Raw genomic sequence first — 26,599 nt, 5'->3', positions numbered from 1 at the left:
GTAGTTCTTTATACATTGGCGGCCAGGCGCGTGGCCTCACGGGCGATTACAAGTTCTTCGTTGGTTGGGATAACCAGAACCGGGAAGCGGGAAGCTGTATCGTCTATTCTGCCGTCGCTGTACCCACCGTGATGTTCATTCATGTCGGCATCAATACCAAACCCCAGGAGCCCCAGGTGACTCAGGGTTTTCTCTCTCACCCGACTGCTGTTTTCTCCAATACCGCCAGTGAAAACCAGAGCATCCAGTTGATTTAGCGAAGCCATCATGGCTCCCACGTATTTTGCCAGGCGAAAGCAGAATATCTCAATCGCCAGAGCTGATGGTTCATGGCCATGATCCGCCAGGTCGCATAACGTGCGCATGTCGTTGGTCTGCCCCGAAATCCCGAGAAGACCACTTTCGTGATTAAGTGCTCTGTGCACTTCGCTGAGTGACATACCGCGAGAGCAGAGGTAGCTAAAAATACTCGGGTCGATATCACCACTTCGGGTGCCCATGACCAGCCCTTCGAGAGGTGTTAGCCCCATGCTGGTATCGACGCTCAGGCCATCTTTGATCGCCGTTATGCTGCACCCGTTGCCAAGATGAGCGGATATGATTGATGTGGTTGCCGGTGTTCTATCGAGCCGCTTTGCTACTTCATTCGCCATGAAAAAGTGGCTGATGCCGTGAAATCCATAGCGTCGAACGCTCCAGTCCCGGTAGTAGGATTCTGGCAGCGCGTAGAGATACGCGCGTGGCGCAAGAGTCTGATGGTAAGCGGTATCAAATACTGCAATCTGAGGTGTATCGGGAAATTGCTCAAGAGTTGCTTCAATTCCGGCAAGGGCGACCGGGTTGTGGAGAGGGGCCAGGCTGGCACAGTCTTTGATCGCACTTATCACATCGTTATTGATCAAAACCGCTTCGCGAAACGTCTCACCGCCATGGACAACGCGGTGGCCAACAGATGTGGGGGTATCGGGCATCATTTGCCGTTCACGCAGCGTCGAAACCAGTACCTGTAGAGCTTGTTTGTGGTCGGCGCCCTTCGGGAGAGCAACTATGCGCTCGTCACTATCAATTCGAGCAGATGCGTCGTTGCTGTTCAGGCGCTCTGCAGACGCCGATGCTATTTTTTTTTCATTTTCGTCGAACAGCGCGAGCTTTAGGGACGAACTGCCGCAGTTAACAACAAGAATGGATTTTGTCATGTTCTCACAGCTTCCCGGATTTCAGGTTGATGTACGGTGATTGAGATTCAGCCACTCGTTAAATTCTTCAGCGGGTAGGGGGCGGCTATAAAAATAGCCTTGAGCGAAGTCGCAGCCTTCCTGGCGGAGGAAAAGGGTTTGAGCCTCATCCTCAACGCCTTCGGCAACTACGCTAAGCCCAAGGCTGTGAGCCATGTTGATAATAGCGCGCACAAGGGTCGCGTCCTCAGGCTCTTTCATCACATCCTGGACAAACGACTTGTCGATCTTGAGCGTATCAAACGGGTAGCTTTTCAGGTAGCTGAGAGCTGAGTAGCCAGTGCCAAAATCATCTACTGACAGGCGTATCCCTGCGCGATCCAGATTGCTGAGGATTTCAGCCGTTTCTATCGAGTTATCAAGAAGCAGGCGCTCGGTGATTTCAAGCTCCAGCATTTCAGGAGCCAGTTCAGCGTTGGAGAGAGCGCCCATAACCGCTTTGGTAAATCCGGAGTCGCGAAACTGACGTGGAGATACATTAACTGATATACCGATGTCCTGGCCGGTGACCGACTTCCAGCCAGCTGCTGCAAGGCAAGCCTGTTCAAGCACCCATTCTCCAATGGGAATAATCAGACCGGTTTCTTCGGCAAGCGGGATAAATCGATCTGGCATGATCATACCCAACGCCGGATTATTCCATCGTATCAGTGCTTCAGCCGCTTTCAGGCTGCCGGTTGTTGTATCTATGATTGGCTGGAAGTAAAGCTCCATTTCCTGCAATTCGAGCGCGCGTCGCAAGCGCGATTCCATTTGCAGGCGCTCGTGAGAAACTTCGGACATTTCCTGGGTAAAGTGCGCATAGGAACTCTTCCCCTGGTGCTTTGCCTGGTACATGGCTGCGTCGGCATGCTGGAGAAGGGTGCCACTGTTGTCGGAATCCGTAGGATAAATGGCAATACCTATGCTGGTTGTAACAAACACTTCCTGGCCATTGAGAAAATAGGCCGGAGCAAACGTGCTCAATATACGTTCGGCAACTTGTGACGATGATTCGGGGCCTGCGAGTCCTGGCAGAATGACGAGAAATTCGTCTCCCCCGAGTCGCGCCACTGTACTGGTTCCACGCAGGCAGCTGGAGATTCGTCGGGCTGCTTCTATGAGCAGGTTGTCACCGGCGTCGTGGCCCAGCGTGTCGTTGATGTGCTTGAAGTTATCCAGGTCCAGAAACATCACACCGACCATGGAGTTCTCGCGCCGTGCCTGAGCCAAAGCGAGTTTGAGCCTGTCCAGAGCAAGCATGCGGTTGGGCAGGCCAGTCAGGATGTCGTAGTTGGCCTGGCGTAACAATTGTTGTTCATAGCGTTTCCGGATACTGATGTCCTCACCGAGAATGAGGTAGCCAGTGGCATCCCCGGCACCATTCTTTATGGGCGTGACGATCAACTGTTCCCAGAACCGTTCTCCATTGCGGCGCACGCTGTTAACTTCACCCTGCCAGACACCAACCCGCTGAACCTGCAACCGGATGGATTGCCATAGGTGGCGGTTGTCACGGTTATTCACGTTATCGTCGCTTAAAGCACCCGGGTGCCGGCCAACAATGGATTTCGCGTTATAGCCCGTAAGCTGGGTAAATTTATGGTTGGCAAACTCAACCCGCCACTGGCGATCGCAGATAACAACGGAAGAGGGACTTTGCTCGATTGCTTTAGAGAACTTGTGGATCTCGGCTGCGTCTCGCTTCTGGCGCACCAGGTCGTCGTTCAGTCTTTCGCGCATCTGGTTGAACGCTTCGGTTACGCGGCCGATTTCATCATTACGGTGTGAGGGTGTATCCGGGCGGTCCAGCGTAAGGGGCGTGCTGAGGTTCGCCAGAGAAAAATCTTTTGCGTAATTCGCCATGGTTGTGAGATGGCGGGTAATAAAATGCTGTATGACCAATATAATCAATATGGATACGAAAAATGTCTTGAGGAATTGGGTGGCCATTATGATGCCAACCTTCACCTTCATATCCTCATAGACGCGGTCCAGATTCGCAGTGACGGTCAGCTCACCGAGCTTGAGCGCTCCTTCCCCCTGATGAATCAGGTCGAATCTGTGAGATTGAGTATCGGCTCCGCGAGGTATCTCTCCCATAACCAGCTCGGAGTCAGGCTCAATGCGCAGACGAAGGTGGACAATGTCTGGCAGGCTGAGGATACCCTCCATTTGCGTCTGAAGCAGTTTCTGATCAAGAGCCCAGAGGCTTCTGGCGAGACTGGACGCATAACCTGACTCAACAACCAGCATTCGGCTGTCAATTTGGGCAAGGTCTTTTCGGTAGTCGGAGTATATTTGAATGGCTGAGGCGATCAGAGTGAAAGCCGAACTGAATAGAAGTATCCAGGCAAGCAACCTGAATGACAGGGGAGAGCCTTTACGAAATCGTTGAATGCGCGTCGGTAGTCTTGGCATCTCGTAACTTCAGCCACCCTGGCCAGTTGATAAATGCTGAAAGTCTATCACTTGATGACTATAACAGCCCCGCTCCGCAAATTCTTTGCATATATGTGAAAAGGTGAGAGGAACATGCCCTGGTCGATATTTTCTGGGCTTTCTGGTTTTAAGAGGGGGGTTATCCATTGACGCAGATCAACATTGATATTTTGTAAAGACGTAACCTGAGCTTAATCAAGTTTGATATGGGCCAGGAGAAAAATTATGTATATGGACGCTGTGGTTTTCGCTGGAATCGCAACTGTGTTGCTGATGGTCGCATTCTTCGTTGGTGTAGGCGTATTTGTGATGCGCGACCAGAAGTCGCATGGAGTAGAGCAGCAAGCTAAAGATTTGAAGGCCGGTGGGAAGCCGGTCTGAAAACTGCTGATTTGATCTGGTTTTGCTAAAGCTTGTTTCTGCTTTCAGAGCTATAAGTCTGTAAAGCAGAAATGGCGTCCCCTAGGGGGTTCGAACCCCTGTTGCCGCCGTGAAAGGGCGGAGTCCTAGGCCACTAGACGAAGGGGACGCAACGCTTCAAAACCGTGCCTCGTCGAGGTGGCGCGTATATTAAGAAAGCCTTCCTCACCTGTCAACGCTTTTGTTGAAAAAAGAACGTTTTAATTTACAACGTCTTCAAGAGCTTTCTCGAGCCTGGGGTACTGAAACACGAACCCGCCATTGGTCAGCCTTTCAGGAACTGCCTGCTGGCCTGTCAGTAACAGGCGCGACATTTCCCCTAGCGCCAGGTTTAGAACCGGTGCGGGTGCCGGGAATATTGCAGGGCGTTTGAGGGTAGTTGCCAGACAGCGTGTAAACTCCCGGTTTGTAACGGGGTTTGGACTTACCACGTTGTATGCTCCCGAGGCCTCGGGTGTTTCCAGCATCCAGATAAGCGCTGCCACGACATCACTGCGGTGAATCCAGGGCATGTACTGCTGACCGTCACCGAGGCGCCCACCCAGCCCAAGCTTGAATGGCAGAATCATGCGCTGCAAAAAGCCCCCACCGGCGCCAGCCACCACGCCAGTTCTCGATAGACATACGCGCACTTGCAATGTTTCCAGCGCTAACGCAGCGTCTTCCCAGTCTTTGCATAAGCGGTGGGTAAACTCGTCATGATGAGCGGTTTCTTCTGTTACCCGGGTTGAACCCTGGTCGCCATAAAAACCAACCGCTGAACCTGAGATCATTACCTCTGGCGGTTTTTCCCAGCTAGTGATGACTTCTGTAAGAGTCGCTGTGAGACTTATGCGGCTATCACGTAGCGCCTTTTTTCGTTGGTCAGACCAACGCTTGTCTGCGATGCCCTCTCCTGCGAGATTGATCACGGCATCGAAACCCGGGTGGGATCTCAGGCTCTCAAGATCGGCGATAACTTCTACCTGGCCGCACACTGCGCGTACGTTATCTGCCGCTTGCCGACTTAAAACTGTCAGTCTGTAACCTCGCTTCAGCAACTCGTGGCACAACACATGTCCAATGAACCCTGTGCCACCTGTAATCAGTACGCGCTTTTCCATGGTTGTATTCCTTATTGGCCGTTGTTCTGGTCCAGTTGAAGGGTAACCACATCCTTTATGGCCTGGCCGAGAAGGGGGTTATCGCCAATCGGAGGCGAAAGATGAATGCTTGCCCCTGTGGCTTGCTCCAAGGCCTCTATCATGGCCGGTACATCCTTGCGCAGGTGCCGGCCCGCTGCCAGGAAAAGCGGTACGACAGTGAATTCATGGGCCCCTTCGGCTACCCCGTCTTGAACGACCTGATCCAGAGATGGCTCGGCCAGTTCCATGTAAGCGATTCTGGAATTGCTGACCGCTTTGAGGGTAGGGTCTGCGAGGGCCTCGAAGGTGTCACACCAGCGTTTGTCGCTGCTGCCGTGGGCTAACAGAATAATGCGGCGGCTGTTCATAAAGCTCCTGGATACTGGAATCGAAGGTGTCTGTCGTAATTTCTTTTACTGGCGGTTATTCTCAGCGAATCACGCCAATCAAGATAACAGGGTATATTCTAATGTTCGATTGGAAAGGCATTCTGGATTTCTGGTTCGGAGATTTTGATGAGCATGGTCTGCCCGACAGCTTCCATCGCAACCGTTGGTTTCGATCAAGTAAGAGGTTTGATCAGGAGGTCAGGCGCCGTTTTCTTTCCATGGTTCTGTTTGCATCTGAGCAGGGTCTTGATCACTGGCGCACGGAAGCTGGCGGGAGACTTGCGGAAATCATACTGCTTGATCAGTTCTCCAGAAATATTTTCCGCGGCGGGGCGCTGGCCTTTGAGCAAGACAAGCTGGCGAACAAGCTTTGCAAGGAGGCCATGCGTAAGGGCCATGATATGGCGCTTCCTTCGATTCAAAGGGCGTTTATCTATATGCCCCTGGAGCACTCCGAGCGTCTTGAAGACCAGGCCCTTTCGGTTGAATGTTATGAGCAGCTGGTCGCGTCCTCTTCTGGTGTCCTCCAGGATTTCCTGAAAAGCTTTTTGCGCTCAGCTCAGGATCATCACGAAATCATTGAGCGTTTTGGTCGGTTTCCACACAGGAATCAGGCTCTCAATCGCCCGTCTACGGAAGCTGAGCAGGAATATCTCGCCAGTGGCAGACGGTTTGGACAATAAAAAGTTTGAAAGTAGGTTGACGAAAGGGGTGGGATGCGTAAAATACGCAGCCGTTGAGAGGCAATGCCTCCAGCAGATAAGCGGGAATAGCTCAGTTGGTAGAGCGCAACCTTGCCAAGGTTGAGGTCGCGAGTTCGAATCTCGTTTCCCGCTCCAGATTCCGAAAACCCGGCCTCGAAAGAGACCGGGTTTTTTGTTTTTGGTTATACTGGCCGTCTCGTCAACATTTGCTCTGTTACGGAGATGCGTCTTGTGAAAGTCCACTCGCTCCATATCTACCCGGTCAAGTCACTTACCGGTATCCAGGTGTCGTCATTTGAAATGGATGATTTTGGTCCAAAAGGTGATCGTCGCTGGATGATCGTTGATACAGATCGCAATTTTGTCACCCAAAGGGCCATCCCTGAGCTCGCGAAGATTACGACTTCTATTTCTGACGCTGGCGTGAATATCCACATTCCGGGTGAAGGTGATTTCGCATTAAAGGCGACGGGTGAGGAGTTGCGAGTGTTGGTCTGGCGTGATTGGGTGAAGGCTCAAGAAGGCGAGTCCGATGCAAGTGAGGCGCTGAGCCGGTTTTGTGGCAAGGACTTACGTTTTGTTTATATGCCAGACTCGTCGTTTCGGCGTGTTGATGCGGGCCGGGTAACTGAATACCGTCGTGTAGGCTTCGCCGATGGGTTCCCTTTTCTGATTACCAGCCTGGCGTCATTGAAGGAATTGAATGGGCGCCTTGAGGTCCCGGTGGATATGCGCAGGTTCCGGCCCAACATTGTTGTTGAGGGGTCGGCTGCGTGGCAGGAGGATCGCTGGTGTGAACTTTTGATAGGAGAGCAACGGTTTTCCATTGTTAAGCCCTGTTCACGCTGTGTTCTGACAACGGTTGATCCGGACACCGGAGTTAAAGACCCAGGTTTGCAACCTTTGAGAATGCTTTCCAGTTATCGAAAAACGGTCGACGGCGTGATTTTCGGTCAGAATGCAATTAACGAATTACCGGGAGTTATCCATGTGGGTGATTCCATCACTGCTATTGAAACGGAGTAGAACGCAACGTGCCACTGTTAACGCTGGACTCGATTTCCCTGGCCTTCGGGATGCACCCTCTGCTGGATCAGGCGTCTCTCAATATCGATGCCGGAGAGCGTGTGTGTCTTCTGGGCAGGAATGGTGAAGGTAAATCAACCCTGCTCAAAATCGTCAGTGGTGAAGTTCTGCCGGATGGTGGGAAAGTGCGCCTTGAGGATGGTGCTGTTCTGGCGGTTCTGCCACAGAACCTACCCTCTGACGATTCGAGAACGGCGTACGAGGTCGTATCCGGTGCATTTCCTGAAACAGGCCAGCTCCTGGCGGAATTTCACACGCTTACACAATCTGCAGACGAGGCAAGCCTTGATCGTATGATGAAGGTTCAGGAGCGCCTTGAGGCCCTTGATGGCTGGCGTCTTGATCAGAAGGTGACAGCAGTGCTGGCACAATATGGAATAGACCCGGACCAGCGGCTCAATACACTTTCTGGCGGCTGGCAGCGTCGAGTATTGTTGGCTCGTGCACTCGTAGGTGAGCCGGACATTCTGTTGCTGGATGAGCCCACCAACCATCTTGATGTGCCGGCGATTGCCTGGCTTGAGGAAGCGCTTGGTGCGTTTCGTGGGGCAATGCTGTTTGTCAGCCACGACCGGGCATTTATAAGGCGCATGGCAACCCGCGTTGTGGAGCTGGATCGCGGTAAACTGATCAGTTTTGCTTCTACTTATGACCGCTATCTGGAGCTCAAGGAAAAAGCCCTTGAAGAGGAAGAGCGGGAAAACGCTCTTTTCGACAAACGTCTGAAGCAAGAAGAAGCCTGGATCCGCCAGGGCATCAAAGCGCGCCGTACCCGCAATATGGGCCGGGTGAGGGCGCTTAAGGCAATGCGAGAAGAGCACCGTCAGCGCCGAGTGCGCGGTGGAACAGCAACCTTCGCAGTGGAAGATGCTGCCCGCTCAGGTAAGCTCGTGGTCGAGACTGTTGATGCTGGTTTTGCGTATCCCGACGGAACCCCGATTATCCGGGATATGAATCTTACTGTGCTTCGGGGCGACAAGATCGGCCTTGTGGGAGAAAACGGCACAGGCAAAACCACCTTGGTGCGTTTGCTTCTTGGAGATCTTGAGCCAACAGAAGGTGTTATCCGTCTCGGCACAAACCTCAAAGTTGCCTATTTTGATCAGCTTCGTGGAGAGTTGGACCTGAGTCGCAATGCCCTTGATAACCTGTCTGAAGGCCGGGAATTTATTGACATCAATGGCCAGAGTAAGCATGTCCTCGGGTATTTGCAGGAATTCCTGTTCACGCCAGAGCGGGCTCGCTCACCCGTGAGGGTGTTTTCCGGAGGCGAGCGAGCCAGGCTTTTGTTGGCCAAACTATTCAGTAAACCCGCGAACATTCTGGTGCTCGATGAGCCAACCAACGATCTGGATGTCGAGACTCTGGAATTGCTCGAAGAGCAGCTTGCCGAGTTCGCCGGCACTGTAATCGTTATCAGTCACGATCGTGAGTTTCTGGACAATGTAGTTACTGAGACAGTTTTTCTCGATGGATCAGGAAAGGTGCGTGAGTATGTCGGCGGCTACAGCGACTGGCGTCGCCAGGGCGGCCGTTTCCCGGCCGAGGCCAATGGTGCTCGCCCTGATCGTCATGACAAGGCTGCGAAGTCTGGTAAACAGAGTGGCTCGTCTGCAAACGAGGCGCAGAGTGTGTCTGCCTCTCAGGGTGGGGTGACGAACAAGAGCAAAACAGCGAAGCTCAGCTATAAGCTGAAGCTTGAACTTGAGCAGCTGCCGAGCCAGATAGAAGCATTGGAGCTGGAAGTTGCCCGCATTCAGGAGCGTATTTCAGCAGCTGATTTTTACTCAGGCCCTTCCGATACGGTTGCAACTACGCTGCGTGAGCTGGAGGAGACTGAGGCTCGCCTGGAAAAAGTGATTGAGCGATGGATGGAGCTTGAGGAGCAAGCGCTCAACTGAGCTAGCTGGTGATATAAAAAAAAGCCCGGAGTATGGTTTGCTCCGGGCTTTTTTATCATAGGGTATTCAGGCGTAGGGAATCAGCGAATCCTAACGGCCAGAACGTCACATTCGGTTCCGTGCAATACGCCGTTGGCGGTTGAGCCAAGAAGGAGTTGAAAGCCTTTGCGGCCGTGGCTTCCCACAATCACCAAGTCGGCTTCCTGTTCCTTGACCAAACGATGTATCTCGGATTCTGGTCTGCCAACAGTCACAATCTGATTGGCGTTATCGACACCATATTCATTGCCGTACGCGGCAAGCTGTTCCCGGGCCGCTTTATCGAGCTGATCCTGAAGTTCTGTAAGATCCATCGGGATATCACCACCGTAGGCGTAACCTACCGGCTCCACAACGTGTACCAGGACCAGATTGGCACCATGTGCTTCCCTCATGGCTCTGGCTTTTTCCAGAACCTGTGGCGCCTCTTCGGTAAGATCTATGGCAACAAGCAATTTCTTGTAAGCAGACATCCCTAGCTCCTTAGTGTTCAATCTTTCTTACAGCATAATACGAGAGTCCGGTTGGGGAAAGAGCTACCGGGTTCTCAGGCATTTTGCTGAAGCAAGCCGATAGCCATGGTCAGGCTTTCAAGAATGCGTTTCGAGTACCTGTCGATCACAAAGCCTACGTTGTTCTCGTTGTAATTGACGTAAGAGCCGCGGATGAATTGCCATTTTGCCTCGACGTCATCGAGTAGGACCTTCAGCTCGCCATCGCTCTTTCCTCCGACAACCTTAGCCAGAAGTTGATCAAACTCCATTGCCTGTTCATCCAGAGGCTTTTCAGTGGATGAACCCTGAAAGGTCTGAGCTACGGATGAATTGGTGCGAACAGAATATTTAGCCATCATCTGGGCGATCTTCACTGCGCTTAATCTTGCCGCTTCAACTCGTGGGTCAGTTTCCGTCTGGGAGTTTTCTTGGGCAACCTGGTAAAGTTCAGTTGCTCTATCGTTCATGATCAGCGCCTGATTGGCCATATCGGAGACAAGACGCAAATCTGGGTACCCGGTATTTCGCACGTCATTGATGTTGTCGCGCATCAGGGCCTTGAACTTGTCAAATTCGCTGTTAAGCCCTTCAATCTGTTCACCACTCAAGATGCCGCGTGTGTTTTTTGCGAGCAGATTCATAGAGTCGTTGGCTGTGTTGATACCCGCTACTATCTCGTTCAGGGTGTCGTTGGTGCCACTACCAATAAATCGGTAGTAAGCATCCAGAGAAACGTAATTACTGACACGAAAGCTGTGGAGTTGAGACAGAAAGTCGTCAGTGTCTTGTGCCTGGGCACTTATGGATGTGAGCATTAAAAGCAAGAGTGCAGAGACCAGGCAATGGGTCCGCAGGCGGATGGTTTTCATCGGATGACTCTCCGTAATACGTTTATTATTGTGTACCAAAGTCGTAGTTGGAAGGTAAAGTAACTTCCCCGGCCAATCAAGCGGTTTTGATACTGCTGGCTCGTGGAAATGTAAATATCTTTGAAATTTGCACGATTAAGTTAAGGTATATTGTTTAAAGTAACACTTAAGCATCTGAAGTTAATAGATTTTACCTTTAGGGTGTATCGAAATTCAAAGCGGTTGGTGTGCGTTGATAAAGAAACGAATTGACAAACGTTCTGTTTTTTCTCATCGTGTGCCCTCACGATTCAAACGACTGTATGAATTTTTTGAGTCGATTAATCGGGCAGTGACCGAAATCTCGCTGCACAAAACAACTCTGGCGGATCGTCATCGAGACCTGCCAGAATTGGAAGCAGTTCCAAACACAGACTGGAGATCAGTTGATGATTTACGAAGGTAAAGCCATCACGGTTAAAGAGATCGAAGGCGGGATAGCTCAGTTGGACTTCGACTTGCAGGGCGAGTCGGTAAACAAGTTCAACCGTCTTACTATTGAAGAGCTTCACGCCGCGACTGATGCATTAAAAGCACAGAAGAAACTCAAGGGTCTGGTTGTAACCAGCTCTAAAGACAGTTTCATCGTTGGTGCCGACATTACAGAGTTTACTGACCTGTTTGCCGGTTCCGAAGAAGATCTGATTGCCAACAACCTGAAAGCCAATGCGATTTTCAGTGCGGTTGAGGATCTTCCGTTCCCTACCGTTACAGCAATCAACGGCATTGCGCTGGGCGGCGGTTTTGAAATGTGCCTCGCAACCGATTACCGGGTTATGGCGCCCAAAGCGAAAGTTGGCCTGCCAGAAGTCAAGCTGGGCATTTTCCCGGGGTTTGGTGGCACTGTTCGTTTGTCCCGTCTGGTAGGCGTGGATAATGCGGTTGAGTGGATTTGTGGCGGTACTGAAAATCGCGCGGATGCAGCCCTCAAAACCGGCGCTGTGGACGCAGTTGTCGAGCCGGCGAAACTGGTTGAAGCAGCTGTTGCAATTATTGATCAGTGCAACGAAGGCAAGCTGGATTACGAAGCGCGCCGTGAAGAGAAGAAAGGCAAGATCAAGCTGAACGCCATGGAAAGCATGATGGCGTTTGAGATTTCCAAAGCATTTGTTGGCGGTAAAGCCGGTAAAAATTATCCTGCACCGGTGGAAGCGATCAAGGTAATGCAGAAGCATGCGGGCTTGACTCGTGACAAGGCCATCGAAGTAGAAGCGAAAGGTTTTGCCAAAATGGCAAAAACCAACGTTGCTGCTTGCCTTGTGGGCTTGTTCCTGAACGATCAGGAGCTGAAGAAGAAAGCCAAGGCGTGGGAAAAAGAAGCTTCGGAAGTGAAACTGGCTGCTGTATTGGGCGCCGGAATCATGGGTGGTGGTATTGCTTATCAGTCAGCACTGAAAGGCACGCCTATCATCATGAAAGACATCAACCAGGACGGTATAGCTCTGGGCCTCAAAGAAGCCAAGAAGCAGCTGACCAAGCGTGTTGATAAAGGCCGCATGAATGCAGGGCAAATGGCTGATGTTCTCAATAGCATCACTCCGACTCTGAATTACGGTGATTTCAAGAACGTAGACCTGGTTGTTGAAGCTGTTGTTGAGAATCCCAAGGTAAAAGACGCTGTTCTGCGTGAAGTTGAAGAGATGACCCGTGATGACGCCATTCTGACGTCTAACACATCAACCATCTCTATCGACCTGCTGGCCAAGAACCTCAAACGGCCTGAAAACTTCTGCGGTATGCACTTTTTCAACCCGGTGCCTATGATGCCGCTGGTTGAAGTTATCCGTGGCAAGAAAACAAGCGATCGCGCTATTGCAACAACCGTTGCTTATGCAAAAGCAATGGGCAAGACCCCGATTGTTGTGAATGATTGCCCGGGCTTCCTGGTTAACCGTGTTCTGTTCCCGTACTTCGGTGGTTTTTCCGCTCTGGTCCGTGACGGTGCGGACTTCCAGAATATTGACAAAGTCATGGAGAAGTTCGGCTGGCCAATGGGCCCCGCGTACCTGCTTGACGTAGTTGGTATGGATACTGCCAAGCACGCCAATGAAGTAATGGCTGACGGTTTCCCGGAACGTATGAAGGCCGACTACAAGTCAGCTGTTGAAGTGATGTTCGAGAATGATCGCTACGGTCAGAAGAACGATAAAGGCTTCTACAAGTACGAACTGGATCGCAAGGGCAAGCAGAAGAAGGTTGTCGATGAAGACACCTACAAGCTGATTGAACCTGTTGTTCAGGGTAAGAACGATTTCAGTGATGAGGATATCATTGCTCGTATGATGATCCCTCTGTGCCTTGAAACTGTTCGCTGCCTGGAAGACGGCATTGTTGCAGACCCGGCTGATGCCGATATGGGTCTGATCTTCGGTATCGGCTTCCCGCCGTTCCGCGGAGGTGCGCTGCGCTATATCGATGATATGGGTGCAGACAAGTTCGTCGAACTGGCAGACAAGTTTGCAGACCTCGGTCCCCTTTACCATCCGACCGAGAAGCTGCGCGAAATGGCCAAAACTGGCGAAAAGTTCTTTGGCTAACCCTGAACGAGATTTCCGAACGGAGAAAGATCTATGAGCCTTAATCCGAGAGACGTTGTCGTCATCGATTGCGTGCGGACTCCGATGGGTCGTGCCAAGAATGGCTGTTTCCGCAATGTACGTGCGGAGACCCTGTCGGCAACGCTGATTGATGCGTTGTTCGAGCGCAATCCCAAGCTCGACCCGAAAGAAGTAGAAGATGTGATTTGGGGCTGTGTAAACCAGACCAAGGAGCAGGGGTTTAACGTGGCACGGCAGATATCGTTGCTGACCCGTGTTCCTCATGAGTCTGGAGCCCAGACCGTAAACCGTCTGTGTGGTTCTGCCATGAGTGCAATCCATACTGCGGCGCAAGCCATCATGACCGGCAACGGTGATGTATTCATGGTGGGTGGTGTTGAGCACATGGGCCATGTTCCCATGACAGCGGGTTTCGATCATAACCCGGCTGCGTCCAAGTACACTGCCAAAGCCTCCAACATGATGGGCCTGACTGCCGAGATGCTGGCGAAGATGCACGGCATTACCCGTCAACAGCAGGATGAGTTCGGTGCGCGTTCGCATCGCCTTGCTCACGAAGCTACGCTGGAAGGCCGCTTCAAGAACGAAATTGTTCCGATTGAAGGTCATGATGACAATGGCTTCAAGACGCTGATTGAGCACGATGAGACCATTCGTTCGGAAACTACGGCGGAATCACTGGGTCAGCTCAAGCCGGCTTTTGATCCCAAGAACGGAACTGTCACTGCAGGTACGTCTTCTCAGCTGACTGACGGTGCCGCTGCAATGGTACTGATGTCTGCAGAGCGTGCCGAAGCGCTGGGGCTGAAGCCGATCGCGAAGATTCGTAGCATGGCAGTCGCTGGCTGTGATCCCGCGATCATGGGTTACGGTCCTGTGCCGGCAACCAAAAAGGCACTGAAGCGTGCAGGCCTGAAAGTCGAAGATATCGACTTCTGGGAGCTGAATGAAGCCTTTGCAGGTCAGTCTTTGCCAGTCCTGAAAGACCTGAAGCTTCTGGGTGTAATGGAAGAGAAAGTTAACCTGAACGGCGGCGCGATTGCTCTTGGCCATCCGCTGGGCTGTTCCGGTGCTCGTATCTCCACAACCCTGCTGAACGTAATGCAAGACAAAGGCGGTAAGCTTGGTGTTTCCACCATGTGTATTGGCCTGGGTCAGGGCATTGCAACGGTGTGGGAGCGTCTGTGATCCGCTAGACGGACACGGTAACGCTTTCATGGAAGGCCCGGCTCGCGCCGGGCCTTTCTGCGTTCAGGGTGGCCTAAGAGGGCGTTCCGAAAACGGGAAAAAAGCAGGATGGAAACAAAGAATGGGTTGTCTTGCTAATCCTGACACTGTAAAACAGTGAGCCTATACACAATGGCGGCTCCTATAGTTTTTCCAGCCGATTGATTTTACAGCGAGTTTACGGTCTGCTCATTTACTGACCGATTTATCGCCAAGGATACAGATCTCCGATATGGGTAAAAGTCTCGTAATTGTCGAGTCACCAGCGAAAGCGAAGACCATCAACAAGTATCTGGGCCCTGACTTCATTGTGAAGTCGAGCGTTGGGCACATTCGTGATCTTCCCGTTAGTGGCAGCGGATCCCAGTCTGACCCGAAGGAGCGCGCCAGACAGGCCGCGCTCACTCGCAAACTCAGCCCCGAAGACAAGGTTGCGCATAAAAAACGCAAGGCCCGGGAGCAGTTGGTTGCCCGTATGGGTGTAGACCCTGACAAAGACTGGAGCGCCCGTTACGAAGTTCTTCCGGGCAAGGAAAAAGTTGTCAGTGAGCTCAAACGACTCGCCAAGAATGCTGACCATATCTATCTCGCGACGGATCTTGACCGAGAGGGGGAGGCCATTGCATGGCATCTCCAACAGACCATTGGCGGTGAGCCAGAAAAATATCGTCGTGTGGTGTTTAACGAAATTACCAAGCGCGCCATTCAGGAAGCGTTCAAAGATCCAGGGCAGCTCGATACCAATCGTGTTAATGCCCAGCAGGCACGGCGCTTTCTTGACCGGGTTGTCGGTTACATGGTGTCGCCGCTGTTATGGGCTAAGCTTGCCCGAGGCCTGTCTGCGGGTCGTGTCCAGTCCGTTGCTGTGCGTTTGATTGCGGAGCGTGAGCGAGACATTCGTATATTCGTTCCAGAAGAATACTGGCAGTTGTTTGCCGGCCTTGGTGCCGAGAACAGTGCTCAACCTGTTCGTTTTGAGGTTACGCGGTATAACGATAAACCCTATCGCCCGATTAACGAACAGGAAAGTACTGAGCACGTAGAGCGCCTGAAATCCGGCAGCTTTAAAGTGGCCAAGCGGGAAGATAAGCCAACCAGATCCCGCCCTGGCGCTCCGTTTATTACATCGACGTTGCAGCAGGCGGCGAGTAATCGAATGGGGTTCAGCGTCAAGAAAACCATGATGCTGGCACAGCGGTTGTACGAAGCCGGTTATATCACCTACATGCGTACGGATTCGACGAACCTGAGCCAGGACGCCATCAATAGCTGCCGTGATTATATTCAGGACCAGTTCGGTGACCGGTATCTGCCTGAGAAGCCCAAACTTTATGGTAGTAAAGAGGGTGCTCAGGAGGCTCACGAAGCCATCCGTCCAACAGAAGTCACCCGTCAGTCCGCGGCTATCAGTGGCCTGGAGAAGGATGCGGAGAAACTTTACGAACTGATCTGGCGTCAGTTCGTGGCGTGTCAGATGTCAGAAGCAGAGTTTCTCAGTACCTCGATCGTGGTTGCCAACGGTGATTACGAGCTGCGTACACGCGGCCGCATTATCAAATTTGATGGTTTCCTCAAGGTTGCCCCGCAATCGGCTAAAAAAGAAGAAGATGTGGCCCTGCCTGACATCAAGTTAGGGGAGGCGCTGAGCCTCGAAAAACTTGAGCCCAGTCAGCACTTCACTAAGCCGGCACCGCGTTATACTGAGGCGAGCCTGGTAAAAGAACTGGAAAAGCAGGGTATCGGTCGTCCATCAACTTATGCGTCGATCATCTCGACCATTCAGGACCGGGGCTATGTTCGCCTTCAGAACCGGCGCTTTTACGCTGAAAAAATGGGTGAGATTGTCACCGAGCGTCTTTGTGAATCGTTTTCCAACCTGATGGATTTCGATTTTACCGCGAAGATGGAGGGCGATCTGGATCACATTGCCGAAGGTGATGTGGACTGGAAGAAGGTTCTTAACGATTTTTATGCGAGATTCCGTTCGCAGCTTGAATCTGCCGAGGGTGCAGACGGTGAGGGCGGTATGCGCCCGAATGATCCGACGGAAACCAGTATTCCGTGCCCCACGTGTGGACGCAATATGCAGATTCGGGTGGCCAGCACCGGTGTATTCCTGGGTTGTTCGGGCTATTCGCTACCGCCGAAGGAGCGTTGCAAAACCACCATTAACCTGGTTTCGGGTGATGAAGTTGTCAGTGCGGACGATGATGTGGAAGGCGAGGGAGAAACCCGCCTGCTGCGCAAGAAGCGGCGGTGTCCCATCTGTTCTACAGCCATGGATAGCTACCTGGTGGATGAAACCCACAAGCTCCACGTTTGCGGCAATAATCCTGATTGTTCCGGTTATGAGGTAGAAGAGGGTACGTTCCGCATAAAAGGATACGACGGGCCGACCCTGGAATGCGATAAATGCGGCTCCGAAATGCAGCTGAAAACAGGTCGATTCGGCAAGTATTTCGGTTGTATGAGCGACACCTGTAAAAACACTCGTAAGCTGTTGAAGAACGGGGAGCCCGCGCCACCCAAAATGGACCCGGTACCAATGCCTGAGCTGCAATGCCAGAAGGTGGATGACACCTATGTATTGCGTGATGGGGCATCCGGAATGTTTTTGGCAGCCAGTAAATTTCCGAAAAACCGTGAAACCCGGCCGCCGCTCGTTATGGAGATCAAGCCGCACCGTAAGGAAATCGATCCGAAGCACGATTACCTGATGGAGGCACCTGAGCGTGATCCGGAGGGCAATCCTACGGTCATTCGCTACAGTCGCAAGACCAAAGAACAGTATGTCATGTCGGAAAAAGACGGCAAGGCTACCGGCTGGTCTGCATGGTATGTGAATGGGAAGTGGCAGCCCCGCGAGAAATAATCAGGGCAGAGTGCTCAAGATAAGAAAAGGGGTCAGAATGGTTGTTCTGACCCCTTTTTTATTTGGCAAATTTATTTGCGCTTATCTGAATTTTCTCAATCGTTGAATCAGTGAAGACGTGTCCCAGCGTTTACCACCCATCTCCTGAACATCACCATAGAATTGGTCTACCAGTGCCGTAACCGGCAGTGAGGCGTTGATTTTACGCGCTTCGTCCAGGCAAATCCCCAGATCCTTACGCATCCAGTCGACGGCAAACCCATGATCAAATTCACCGTCAATCATGGTTCCTGATCGATTTTCCATCTGCCAGGACTGGGCCGCTCCTTTAGAGATTACATCGACAACCTTCTTGACGTCGAGGTTTGCCTGTTCGGCGAAGTGCAGTGCTTCAGATAGCCCTTGAACCAGGCCTGCAATGGCAATTTGGTTGACCATTTTGGTTTTCTGGCCACTGCCAGCCGGGCCCATCAGGTTGAGGGCTTTGGAATAATGCTGGAGCAAGGGTTCGGCTTTGGCGTAATCCGGTTCAGATCCGCCGCACATTATGGTGAGCTGTCCATTTTGCGCGCCTTGCTGGCCCCCTGACACAGGTGCGTCAATAAATGCCATGCCGGCTTTCTGAGCCGAATTGGCGAGTCTCTCGGCTACTCCGGCTGATGCGGTTGTGTGATCAACCAGAATGGCTCCAGAACGCGCATGCGCCAGAATGCCGTCCTCACCTTCATAAACCGCAATGAGATCTTTGTCTGCGCCCACGCAGGTCATAACAAAATCGGCCCCTTTAACGGCCTCTGCAATCGTTTGACAGGCGGTTCCCGGATATTCCTTTGCCCATTGTTCGCTTTTTTGTGCTGAGCGGTTCCATACGCGGACGGTGAGGCCTGCTTTTGCAAGGTGGCCTGCCATCGGGTAGCCCATAACGCCAAGGCCGATAAAGGTTGCGGTAGTCATTCCTGTCTCCTCTTTGAATTATGGAGCTTAAGTTAGCACAGAGTTAAAGGGTTGCCTGAGCAAAAGCTGTATTTGTTGCGGACGAAAAAAAGGCCGCTGAGTCAGCGGCCTTTGGGTTTTCAGGGCAGTCAGAATTTACCCTTTCGGATAATCCCTTGCCGGGAAACCGGTATAAAGCTGGCGCGGACGGCCAATACGGTAGTCGCCGCTGACCATTTCGTTCCAATGGGAGAACCAGCCAATCGTCCGTGACATGGCAAAAATTACCGTGAACATGGATGTTGGAATTCCGATTGCCTTAAGGATCAGGCCGGAATAGAAGTCCACGTTCGGGTACAGTTTGCGCTGAACAAAGTACTCATCTTCAAGCGCAATCTGCTCGAGACGTTGGGCGATTCTCAGAAGTGGATCATTTTCGAGTCCAAGCTCGCTCAGTACTTCGTGAGCTGTTTCGGCCATTACTTTGGCGCGCGGATCGAAGTTCTTGTAAACGCGGTGACCAAAGCCCATCAGGCGGAAGGGGTCGTCCTTGTCTTTTGCTTTGGCGATGAAGGTATCAATGTTTGCTTCGTCACCGATTTCTGCAAGCATGTCCAGAACGGCTTCGTTAGCGCCGCCGTGAGCTGGGCCCCACAGTGCTGCAATACCAGAGGCTATGCAGGCATAGGGGTTGGCGCCAGAAGAGCCAGCCAGCCGCACAGTCGAAGTGGATGCGTTCTGCTCATGGTCTGCATGCAGAATGAAGATCTTGTCCATGGCTTTCGCCAGAATCGGGTTTGGCTTGTAGTCTTCGCAGGGCGTTCCGAACATCATCTGCAGGAAGTTTTCCGCATACGACATGTCGTTGCGCGGATACATGAACGGCTCGCCTTTGGAATACTTGTAGCACCAGGCTGCAATCGTTGGCATCTTCGCGATCAAACGATGGGCCGTAATGTCACGCTGTTTGGGGTCCGTGACATCCATCTGGTCATGGTAGAACGCGGACAGGGCACCAACAACACCGCACATGATGGCCATCGGATGCGCGTCCCGGCGGAAGCCGTTGAAGAAATTGCGCATCTGGTCATGCAGCATGGTGTGCTTTTTGATGGTCTCGTGGAACTGCTTGTTGTCTGCGGCAGTTGGCAGTTCACCTTTCAGTAACAGGTAGCAGACTTCAAGGTAATCTGAATGATCTGCAAGCTGCTCGATTGGATAACCCCGGTGCAGGAGAACGCCCTTATCACCATCAATATAAGTGATGGCCGACTCGCAGGCGGCTGTTGAAACAAACCCCGGGTCGTAAGTAAAAACACCTTGCTGGACTAGGCCTCGTACGTCGATGACGTCAGGGCCAACTGTGCCGGAGTAAACCGGTAGCTCAATGGACTTGTCCCCCACCGAGAGCGTGGCTTTCCTGTCGGTCATAGTGCTCTCCTGTTTATCAGCTTTTGCAGCATGGGCTGCCTTTATAGTTGCGCAAGAAGGCGCGTATTATCGCAAAACTGGCGGCAAAATATAGGGCGTAGGCTTTTTTTGTCAATGAAAGAGTGGGGAAACCTTTCGATCCAGTCCTTTTTGTAAATCAGGGATATCACGAATAACGTGACTTCCGACCAGAAAAAACGTTTGTCAATACGCCTTATAGCTTGTGCCCTTGCGGTTTCTTCGTTGCTTTTGCATGGGTTGCGCGTTTGTAATTATACGGGCGCCTCCTTATAATCCCTAGCCCAGAATCGGGGATGCATCTTCTTCGTGTACGCTTGTTCGTAGCAAGCTACCTGATAGGTGTCCGCCCTCCTGAGCCAATCGACTGTCGGTTCCGTATCCTTCATTCGATCCTTACATACCAACCATCCGCCACCGGTTCGCCGGCTTCGCGGTACTAGAAAGAGAGTGTGAGAGCGCTGTGAATAGCAAACGACCAGTAAATCTCGATCTCGGCAAGTTTCATTTTCCACTGCCAGCCATTACGTCCATATTGCACCGCGTAAGCGGCATCATCATTTTTGTTGGTGTTGCGTTCATGCTTTACGGACTTCAGCTTTCCCTCTCCGGGGAAGAAGGCTTCAGTCAGGTTAGTGAATTGCTGAACAGCTTCCTGGCAAAGCTGATTATCTGGGGCATTCTGTCTGCTCTGCTTTATCATCTTGTTGCGGGTATCAAGCATCTGCTCATGGATATGGGTATTGGTGAAGAGCTGGAAAGCGGGCGTGCAGCCGCGAAAATCACAATTGCAGTTTCCGTCATCCTCATTGTTCTGGCAGGAGTCTGGGTATGGGCATGAATAGTGTGACCAACATTGGCCGTAACGGAATCCAGGACTGGATCATCCAGCGTGTTTCTGCCTACGTATTAGCTTTTTATACGCTGTTTTTGCTCGGCTTTTTCGTGACAACAGATGTGGATTACCAGTCATGGTCGGCGTTGTTTGATCAGGCATGGTTCAAAGTCTTCACATTGTTGGCGCTGCTTTCGATCGGTGCGCATGCCTGGGTCGGGCTTTGGACAGTATCTACCGACTACATCAAATCCGCGATGCAGCGTTTTCTCTTTCAGGCGGCATGCATTCTCGTGATTTTCGTGTATGTGGTCTGGGGCATTCAGATTATTTGGGGGCTTTAATAGATGGCTAATATCAATACCATGTCATACGACGCGATTGTTATCGGTGGCGGCGGCGCCGGTATGCGGGCGGCCCTGCAGTTAACCGAATCGGGCGTTAAGACTGCGTGTATCACTAAAGTATTTCCAACGCGTTCGCACACTGTGTCTGCCCAGGGTGGTATCACTTGTGCAATCGCAAGCGCTGATCCCAATGATGACTGGCGCTGGCACATGTATGACACAGTAAAAGGGTCGGACTACATTGCCGATCAGGATGCCGTTGAATACATGTGTTCAGTTGGCCCTCAAGCTGTTTTCGAACTTGAGCACATGGGTCTGCCGTTTTCACGTACCGAACAGGGCCGTATTTACCAGCGTCCTTTCGGTGGTCAGTCCAAGGGCCCTGACAACCCTACTCAGGCCGCACGCACCTGTGCCGCAGCCGACCGTACGGGACACGCGCTGCTGCACACTCTGTACCAGGCAAACCTGAAAGGTGGCACTACCTTCCTGAACGAGTGGTACGCCGTCGATCTGGTCAAGAACAGCAAGAATGAAGTTGTTGGTGTTGTTGCAATTGAAATCGAAACAGGCGAAGTGGCTTACATCAAGTCCAAAGCTACGGTTCTGGCAACGGGCGGCGCAGGTCGGATTTATGCGTCTACCACCAACGCCCTGATTAATACCGGCGATGGTATTGGCATGGCGCTGCGTGCAGGTTTCCCGATGCAGGATATGGAAATGTGGCAGTTCCACCCAACAGGCATCTACGGTGCCGGAACGCTGGTAACAGAAGGTTGCCGTGGCGAGGGTGGTTATCTGATCAACGCCGAAGGCGAGCGCTTTATGGAGCGTTATGCTCCAAATGCGAAAGACCTGGCTGGTCGTGATGTTGTTGCACGCTCCATGGTTATCGAGATTCTTGAGGGTCGCGGTTGTGGCCCGGACAAGGATCACGTACTGCTGAAGCTTGATCACCTGGGTGAAGAAACTCTGAATCTGCGTTTGCCGGGTATTTGTGAGTTGTCTCGCACATTTGCTCACGTGGATCCTGTGAAAGAGCCTGTTCCTGTTGTACCTACCTGTCACTACATGATGGGTGGTGTTCCTACTAATGTAGGTGGCCAGGCGCTGACTCAGGACGAAAACGGTAATGATCAGCCAATTCCGGGTCTGTTTGCCTGTGGTGAAGCTGCGTGTGTTTCCGTTCATGGTGCAAACCGTTTGGGCGGTAACTCGCTGCTGGATCTCGTAGTATTTGGTCGTGCCGCTGGCTTGCACATTGAAGAGCAGCTGCGCGGTGGTTTCGAAACCGACGGTGCCACTGATGAAGACATCAAGCGTGCAATGGCGCGTCTTGATCGTCTGAACACAGCTTCGGAAGGTGAGAGTGTTGCTGAGGTCCGTAAGGATCTTCAGAACTGTATGCAGCTCTACTTTGGCGTATTCCGTGACGGCAATAGCATGGAAGAAGGCCTGAAGAAGCTCGAAGCGATTGGTGAGCGAGTTCGCAATACCAAGCTTACTGATACCAGCAATGCGTTCAATACCGCTCGTATCGAAGCTCTGGAACTGGATAACCTGTTTGAGGTGGCCCAGGCAACTGCGATTGCTGCAAACGAACGCAAAGAGAGTCGCGGAGCTCATGCCCGTAATGACTTTACCGAGCGCGATGATGAGAACTGGTTGAAGCATTCTCTCTACTTCCCGCTGGACAAGCGTATTGGCAAGCGTGATGTTAACTTCGCGCCGAAGACTGTCGATACCTTCCAGCCGAAAGTTCGGACTTATTAAGGGGGACGTACATTATGTTGGTAAGCCTTTATCGTTATAACCCGGAAACTGACAGCGCCCCTTATATGCAGGACGTCGATGTGGAGCTTCCGGCCGGCAAGGATCTGATGGTTCTTGATGTTCTTAACCTGATCAAGGAAAAGGACTCTTCAATGGCCTATCGCCGCTCATGCCGTGAAGGTGTGTGTGGTTCTGACGGCATGAACATGAACGGCAAGAATGGATTGGCATGTATTACGCCAATGTCGCAGGTCGTAAAGAATGGCAAGCTGGTTTTGCGCCCGCTGCCAGGACTGCCGGTTATCCGTGATCTGGTTGTGGACATGAGCCTGTTCTACAAGCAGTACGAAAAAGTGATGCCGTATCTTGTAAATGACACTCCTGCGCCTGGTATCGAGCGTCTTCAGTCACCTGAAGATCGCGAAAAGCTTGACGGCCTGTACGAATGTATTCTGTGTGCATGCTGTTCAACGTCTTGCCCGTCGTTCTGGTGGAACCCGGACAAGTTCATTGGCCCTGCGGGTCTGTTGCAGGCATACCGCTTTCTGGCGGATAGTCGCGACACCGCACAGGCTGAGCGTCTTGCCAATCTCGATGACCCGTTCAGCGTTTTCCGCTGCAGGGGAATCATGAACTGTGTTAGCGTTTGCCCGAAAGGCCTTAACCCAACGAGGGCTATCGGCCATATCCGGAATCTTCTGCTACACCGTGCTACTTAAGCGGCAAAATTGCAGACAGACGCTATACTGACTTGATCAGGTTGGAACCCGGAAGGCCTCGCATTTATGCGGGGCCTTCAACCAAAGGCTTATAGTCAAAGGTCTTACCCGGGTGCAAACTACGCAAGCCGTGGCGGGAACTCATCCGGTTTTCTTGCGGCTTCGCTGAGTACAAAAAATCATTGGGGAACGGAAAAGCATCCGTGTTGGGTGTGGTTTGCTACAGTCGATCCCGTAAAAACCCGTATTGACTGGTAATTACCCCTGGCCGACCATACCGGGCTCCCCCGCACCAGCCCAAGGTGAGCTATTCAAAATGCAAGAAAGCATCATGGAGCAGTTATGGCAGACGTCCCACTTACAAGGTGGAAATCTGGCCTATGTTGAACAGCTTTTTGAAACCTACCTGACAGACCCTAATTCCGTTTCCGAAGAGTGGCGGAGCTATTTTGACAAGCTTCCGAGCGTCGACGGCTCTCATGGCCGAGATGTCTTGCACTCTACGATTCGTGAACAGTTTGGACACATATCCCGCAATCAGCGTTTTCTCGCGAGTAACGGCGTGCCTGTCAGTGCAACGTCGGACGCTGATAAAAAGCAAACCCGTGTTCTCCAGCTTATTAATGCGTATCGCTTCCGCGGTCATCAGGAAGCGAAACTGGATCCTCTTGGGGTCTGGCAGCGCCCGTCGGTAGAAGACCTCGATCCGGCGTTCCATGATTTATCCGATTCTGACCGGGATCTGACGTTTCAGACAGGCTCGCTGAGTTTTGGTTCTGAAACCATGAAGCTCGGAGACATAGTTGACGGTCTGAGGCAGACATACTGCGGCAGCATTGGCGCCGAGTATATGCACATAGTTGATACCCGCATTAAACGCTGGTTTCAGCAACGGATGGAACCTGTCCGCTCCGAGCCGGGCTACGAGACAAAAACCCGCAAGCACATTCTGGAGCGCCTCACGGCAGCTGAAGGTCTGGAAAAATATCTAGGCTCCCGTTATCCCGGTGTAAAGCGTTTCGGGCTTGAAGGCGGCGAAAGTCTTATCCCCTGCATGGACGAGTTGATCCAGCGTGCCGGTTCATACGGCGCCAAGGAAATCGTTCTGGGTATGGCCCACCGTGGCCGCCTTAACGTGCTGGTTAATACGCTGGGTAAGAATCCGAAAGAGTTGTTTGACGAATTTGAAGGCAAGCGACTGGCCGATTCCGGTTCCGGCGACGTCAAATATCACCAGGGCTTCTCATCCAACGTGATGACCGAAGGCGGTGAAGTACACCTTGCAATGGCGTTTAACCCGTCGCACCTGGAAATTGTATCACCCGTAGTTGAAGGCTCCGTGCGTGCTCGTCAGACCCGACGCTCTGACAATGAGGGTAATCAGGTCGTTCCTGTTATCATGCACGGCGACGCCGCGTTTGCGGGGCAGGGCGTGGTAATGGAAACCTTCCAGATGTCGCAGACCCGCGGTTTCGGCGTGGGCGGCACTATCCACATCGTTATCAATAACCAGGTCGGCTTCACGACCAGCAAGCAGGAAGACGCTCGTTCCACTGAATACTGTACCGACGTGGCCAAAATGGTTCACGCGCCGATACTTCATGTGAATGCGGATGATCCTGAAGCAGTGGTCTTTGTTACTCAAATGGCGATGGACTATCGCAATGAGTTCAAAGGCGACGTGGTTATCGATCTTGTTTGTTATCGTCGTCGGGGTCACAACGAGGCTGATGAGCCTGCGGCAACCCAGCCGATGATGTACGAGAAGATCCGCAAGTTGAAGACCACCCGCACGCTTTATGCGGACAAACTGGTCGCTGCTGGCGTTGTGAGCGAAGACGAAGCCAAGCAGATGGAAAATGAGTACCGTGACGCGCTGGATAATGGCGAGCACGTGGTCAAATCTCTGGTTAAAGAGCCGAATAAAGATCTTTATGTTGACTGGGCTCCCTATCTGGGACACGAATGGACAGCCAAGTGTAAGTCCAGTGTGGCGTTGAGAACGATCCAGAAGCTTGGTAAGAAACTGACCCAGGTTCCTGAAGGGTTCAGCATTCAGCGTCAGGTTTCCAAGATTGTTTCTGACCGTGAGAAAATGACAGCCGGTGCCTTGCCTATCAACTGGGGCTATGGCGAAATAATGGCTTATGCGACTCTGCTGAATGAAGGGCACCCGATCAGGTTGACCGGCCAGGACGTGGGCCGCGGAACCTTCTCTCACCGGCATGCTGTTTTGCATAACCAGAAAGACGGTTCCAGGCATATTGCTCTCGAGCAACTTACTGACACTCAGCCGAAGTTTGAAATATACGACTCACTGCTCTCTGAAGAGGCAGTGATGGCTTTTGAATATGGCTTCGCTACTACGACCCCGGATACGTTGGTGGTCTGGGAAGCGCAGTTTGGGGATTTTGCAAACGGCGCCCAAGTGGTTATTGACCAATTCCTCACGAGCGGTGAGCACAAGTGGGGTCGCCTTTGTGGGTTGACTCTGCTGCTACCTCACGGTTATGAGGGGCAGGGGCCAGAGCACAGTTCTGCGCGGCTGGAGCGTTTCTTGCAGCTATCTGCGCAGCACAACATTCAGGTGTGCGTGCCGACAACGCCTTCCCAGGTGTTCCACATGTTGCGTCGCCAGGTGAAGCGCCCGCTGCGTAAACCGCTAGTGGCGATTACACCCAAGAGTTTGTTGCGCCACAAGGAAGCAACCTCTGATCTGGAAGACCTGACATCAGGCACTTTCCAGACCGTTCTTCCTGAGAAAGAACTGCCGGAGGCGAAAAAAGTTTCCCGGGTTATTCTTTGCAGCGGCAAGGTCTATTACGACCTTCTGGAAAAGAAGAAAGCTGATGAACGTGACGATGTTGCCATTGTGCGCATTGAGCAACTTTATCCGTTCCCCAGCGAAGACCTGGATGAGGTACTGGCCAATTACTCAAAGTTGAAGCACGTGGTTTGGTGTCAGGAAGAACCAATGAACCAGGGCGCCTGGTACAGCAGTCAGCACCATATGCGCAATGCGCTGCAGCGGCTGAACCCCAAGCTTCACCTTCAGTATGCCGGCCGTGAGGCCTCTGCTGCGCCGGCAGCAGGTCACATGTCTGTTCATATTGAAGAGCAGAAAAATCTTGTTAACGACGCGTTCGAAATCTGACGAGCTACCGA

The 26,599-nt window shown here is 52.2% G+C and carries 20 protein-coding genes and 2 tRNA genes; 13 read left to right on the top strand and 9 right to left on the bottom strand.

Annotated features, from left to right (window positions below; all coding sequences use genetic code 11):
• Positions 1 to 8: 8 nt before the first annotated feature.
• Together Q4606_RS15095 and Q4606_RS15090 are read right to left on the bottom strand one after the other, a co-directional pair.
• Positions 9 to 1,196 (bottom strand): acetate/propionate family kinase, encoded by a 1,188-nt coding sequence (locus tag Q4606_RS15095; protein WP_303608045.1) that lies wholly within the window; start codon positions 1,194 to 1,196, stop codon positions 9 to 11.
• A 21-nt stretch (positions 1,197 to 1,217) separates the two neighbouring features.
• Positions 1,218 to 3,635 carry an EAL domain-containing protein gene (locus Q4606_RS15090; RefSeq protein ID WP_303595750.1) on the bottom strand — a complete coding sequence of 806 codons (2,418 nt, stop codon included), beginning with the start codon at positions 3,633 to 3,635 and terminating at the stop codon, positions 1,218 to 1,220.
• 246 nt (positions 3,636 to 3,881) lie between these two features.
• On the opposite strand from Q4606_RS15090, the gene ccoM reads away from it, so the two are divergent.
• Positions 3,882 to 4,037, top strand: a complete 156-nt coding sequence (gene ccoM, locus Q4606_RS15085; protein WP_303595751.1) for a cytochrome c oxidase subunit CcoM — start codon at positions 3,882 to 3,884, stop codon at positions 4,035 to 4,037.
• Between the two features lie 72 nt (positions 4,038 to 4,109).
• Here ccoM and Q4606_RS15080 read toward each other — a convergent pair.
• The 3 genes from Q4606_RS15080 to Q4606_RS15070 all read right to left on the bottom strand — a co-directional run bounded on the left by Q4606_RS15080 (position 4,110) and on the right by Q4606_RS15070 (position 5,568).
• Positions 4,110 to 4,185: transfer RNA gene (locus Q4606_RS15080), tRNA-Glu, on the bottom strand.
• A 91-nt stretch (positions 4,186 to 4,276) separates the two neighbouring features.
• A complete protein-coding gene (locus tag Q4606_RS15075) occupies positions 4,277 to 5,179 on the bottom strand; it encodes a TIGR01777 family oxidoreductase (protein ID WP_303608044.1) in 903 nt (300 codons plus the stop codon).
• A gap of 11 nt (positions 5,180 to 5,190) precedes the next feature.
• Positions 5,191 to 5,568 (bottom strand): sirohydrochlorin chelatase, encoded by a 378-nt coding sequence (locus Q4606_RS15070; RefSeq protein WP_303608043.1) that lies wholly within the window; start codon positions 5,566 to 5,568, stop codon positions 5,191 to 5,193.
• Between the two features lie 101 nt (positions 5,569 to 5,669).
• Here Q4606_RS15070 and Q4606_RS15065 point away from each other — a divergent pair, with 101 nt between their 5' ends.
• The 4 genes from Q4606_RS15065 (at position 5,670) to Q4606_RS15050 (ending at position 9,280) form a co-directional block, all read left to right on the top strand.
• Positions 5,670 to 6,272 carry a DUF924 family protein gene (locus tag Q4606_RS15065; protein ID WP_303608042.1) on the top strand — a complete coding sequence of 201 codons (603 nt, stop codon included), beginning with the start codon at positions 5,670 to 5,672 and terminating at the stop codon, positions 6,270 to 6,272.
• Between the two features lie 80 nt (positions 6,273 to 6,352).
• Positions 6,353 to 6,428 (top strand) — tRNA-Gly (locus tag Q4606_RS15060).
• A gap of 87 nt (positions 6,429 to 6,515) precedes the next feature.
• Positions 6,516 to 7,319, top strand: coding sequence for an MOSC domain-containing protein (locus Q4606_RS15055; protein WP_368502318.1), 804 nt, complete (start codon positions 6,516 to 6,518; stop codon positions 7,317 to 7,319).
• A gap of 8 nt (positions 7,320 to 7,327) precedes the next feature.
• A complete protein-coding gene (locus Q4606_RS15050) occupies positions 7,328 to 9,280 on the top strand; it encodes an ATP-binding cassette domain-containing protein (RefSeq protein WP_303608040.1) in 1,953 nt (650 codons plus the stop codon).
• Positions 9,281 to 9,360: 80 nt separating this feature from the next.
• Here the strand turns inward: Q4606_RS15050 and Q4606_RS15045 are convergent, their stop codons facing one another.
• Complete coding sequence (locus Q4606_RS15045) at positions 9,361 to 9,792, bottom strand: universal stress protein (protein ID WP_303595757.1); 432 nt, start codon at positions 9,790 to 9,792, stop codon at positions 9,361 to 9,363.
• A 74-nt stretch (positions 9,793 to 9,866) separates the two neighbouring features.
• Positions 9,867 to 10,682 carry a hypothetical protein gene (locus tag Q4606_RS15040; RefSeq protein WP_303608039.1) on the bottom strand — a complete coding sequence of 272 codons (816 nt, stop codon included), beginning with the start codon at positions 10,680 to 10,682 and terminating at the stop codon, positions 9,867 to 9,869.
• Between the two features lie 428 nt (positions 10,683 to 11,110).
• Between Q4606_RS15040 and fadB the strand changes: the two genes are divergently transcribed.
• The 3 genes from fadB (at position 11,111) to topA (ending at position 17,378) form a co-directional block, all read left to right on the top strand.
• A complete protein-coding gene (fadB, locus tag Q4606_RS15035; protein ID WP_303608038.1) occupies positions 11,111 to 13,258 on the top strand; it encodes a fatty acid oxidation complex subunit alpha FadB in 2,148 nt (715 codons plus the stop codon).
• A gap of 33 nt (positions 13,259 to 13,291) precedes the next feature.
• The gene (fadA, locus tag Q4606_RS15030; protein ID WP_303608037.1) at positions 13,292 to 14,467 is read left to right on the top strand and encodes an acetyl-CoA C-acyltransferase FadA; all 1,176 of its coding nucleotides are present in this window, start codon (positions 13,292 to 13,294) and stop codon (positions 14,465 to 14,467) included.
• Positions 14,468 to 14,738: 271 nt separating this feature from the next.
• Complete coding sequence (gene topA / locus Q4606_RS15025) at positions 14,739 to 17,378, top strand: type I DNA topoisomerase (RefSeq protein WP_303608036.1); 2,640 nt, start codon at positions 14,739 to 14,741, stop codon at positions 17,376 to 17,378.
• 81 nt (positions 17,379 to 17,459) lie between these two features.
• Here the strand turns inward: topA and Q4606_RS15020 are convergent, their stop codons facing one another.
• Both Q4606_RS15020 and gltA read right to left on the bottom strand, forming a co-directional pair.
• Positions 17,460 to 18,332, bottom strand: coding sequence for an NAD(P)-dependent oxidoreductase (locus Q4606_RS15020; protein WP_303595762.1), 873 nt, complete (start codon positions 18,330 to 18,332; stop codon positions 17,460 to 17,462).
• Between the two features lie 135 nt (positions 18,333 to 18,467).
• Positions 18,468 to 19,742, bottom strand: a complete 1,275-nt coding sequence (gene gltA / locus Q4606_RS15015) for a citrate synthase (protein ID WP_303595763.1) — start codon at positions 19,740 to 19,742, stop codon at positions 18,468 to 18,470.
• Between the two features lie 481 nt (positions 19,743 to 20,223).
• Between gltA and sdhC the strand changes: the two genes are divergently transcribed.
• The 5 genes from sdhC (at position 20,224) to Q4606_RS14990 (ending at position 26,588) form a co-directional block, all read left to right on the top strand.
• Positions 20,224 to 20,601: a succinate dehydrogenase, cytochrome b556 subunit gene (gene sdhC / locus Q4606_RS15010; protein ID WP_303608035.1), complete on the top strand. Its 378-nt coding sequence runs from the start codon at positions 20,224 to 20,226 to the stop codon at positions 20,599 to 20,601.
• Positions 20,592 to 20,939 carry a succinate dehydrogenase, hydrophobic membrane anchor protein gene (gene sdhD / locus Q4606_RS15005; protein ID WP_303595765.1) on the top strand — a complete coding sequence of 116 codons (348 nt, stop codon included), beginning with the start codon at positions 20,592 to 20,594 and terminating at the stop codon, positions 20,937 to 20,939. Before sdhC ends, sdhD begins: the two co-directional genes overlap by 10 nt.
• A gap of 3 nt (positions 20,940 to 20,942) precedes the next feature.
• Positions 20,943 to 22,715, top strand: coding sequence for a succinate dehydrogenase flavoprotein subunit (gene sdhA, locus Q4606_RS15000; protein WP_303595766.1), 1,773 nt, complete (start codon positions 20,943 to 20,945; stop codon positions 22,713 to 22,715).
• A 14-nt stretch (positions 22,716 to 22,729) separates the two neighbouring features.
• Positions 22,730 to 23,434, top strand: a complete 705-nt coding sequence (locus tag Q4606_RS14995; RefSeq protein ID WP_303595767.1) for a succinate dehydrogenase iron-sulfur subunit — start codon at positions 22,730 to 22,732, stop codon at positions 23,432 to 23,434.
• 316 nt (positions 23,435 to 23,750) lie between these two features.
• On the top strand, positions 23,751 to 26,588 hold the full coding sequence (locus tag Q4606_RS14990) for a 2-oxoglutarate dehydrogenase E1 component (RefSeq protein ID WP_303595768.1): 2,838 nt from the start codon (positions 23,751 to 23,753) through the stop codon (positions 26,586 to 26,588).
• Positions 26,589 to 26,599: the final 11 nt, after the last annotated feature.

It is taken from the genome of Marinobacter sp. 1_MG-2023, assembly GCF_030549045.1.
Lineage (GTDB): Bacteria > Pseudomonadota > Gammaproteobacteria > Pseudomonadales > Oleiphilaceae > Marinobacter.
The sequence above is the reverse complement of the archived record's forward strand: the minus strand, read 5'-3'. Positions and strand labels throughout refer to the sequence as shown.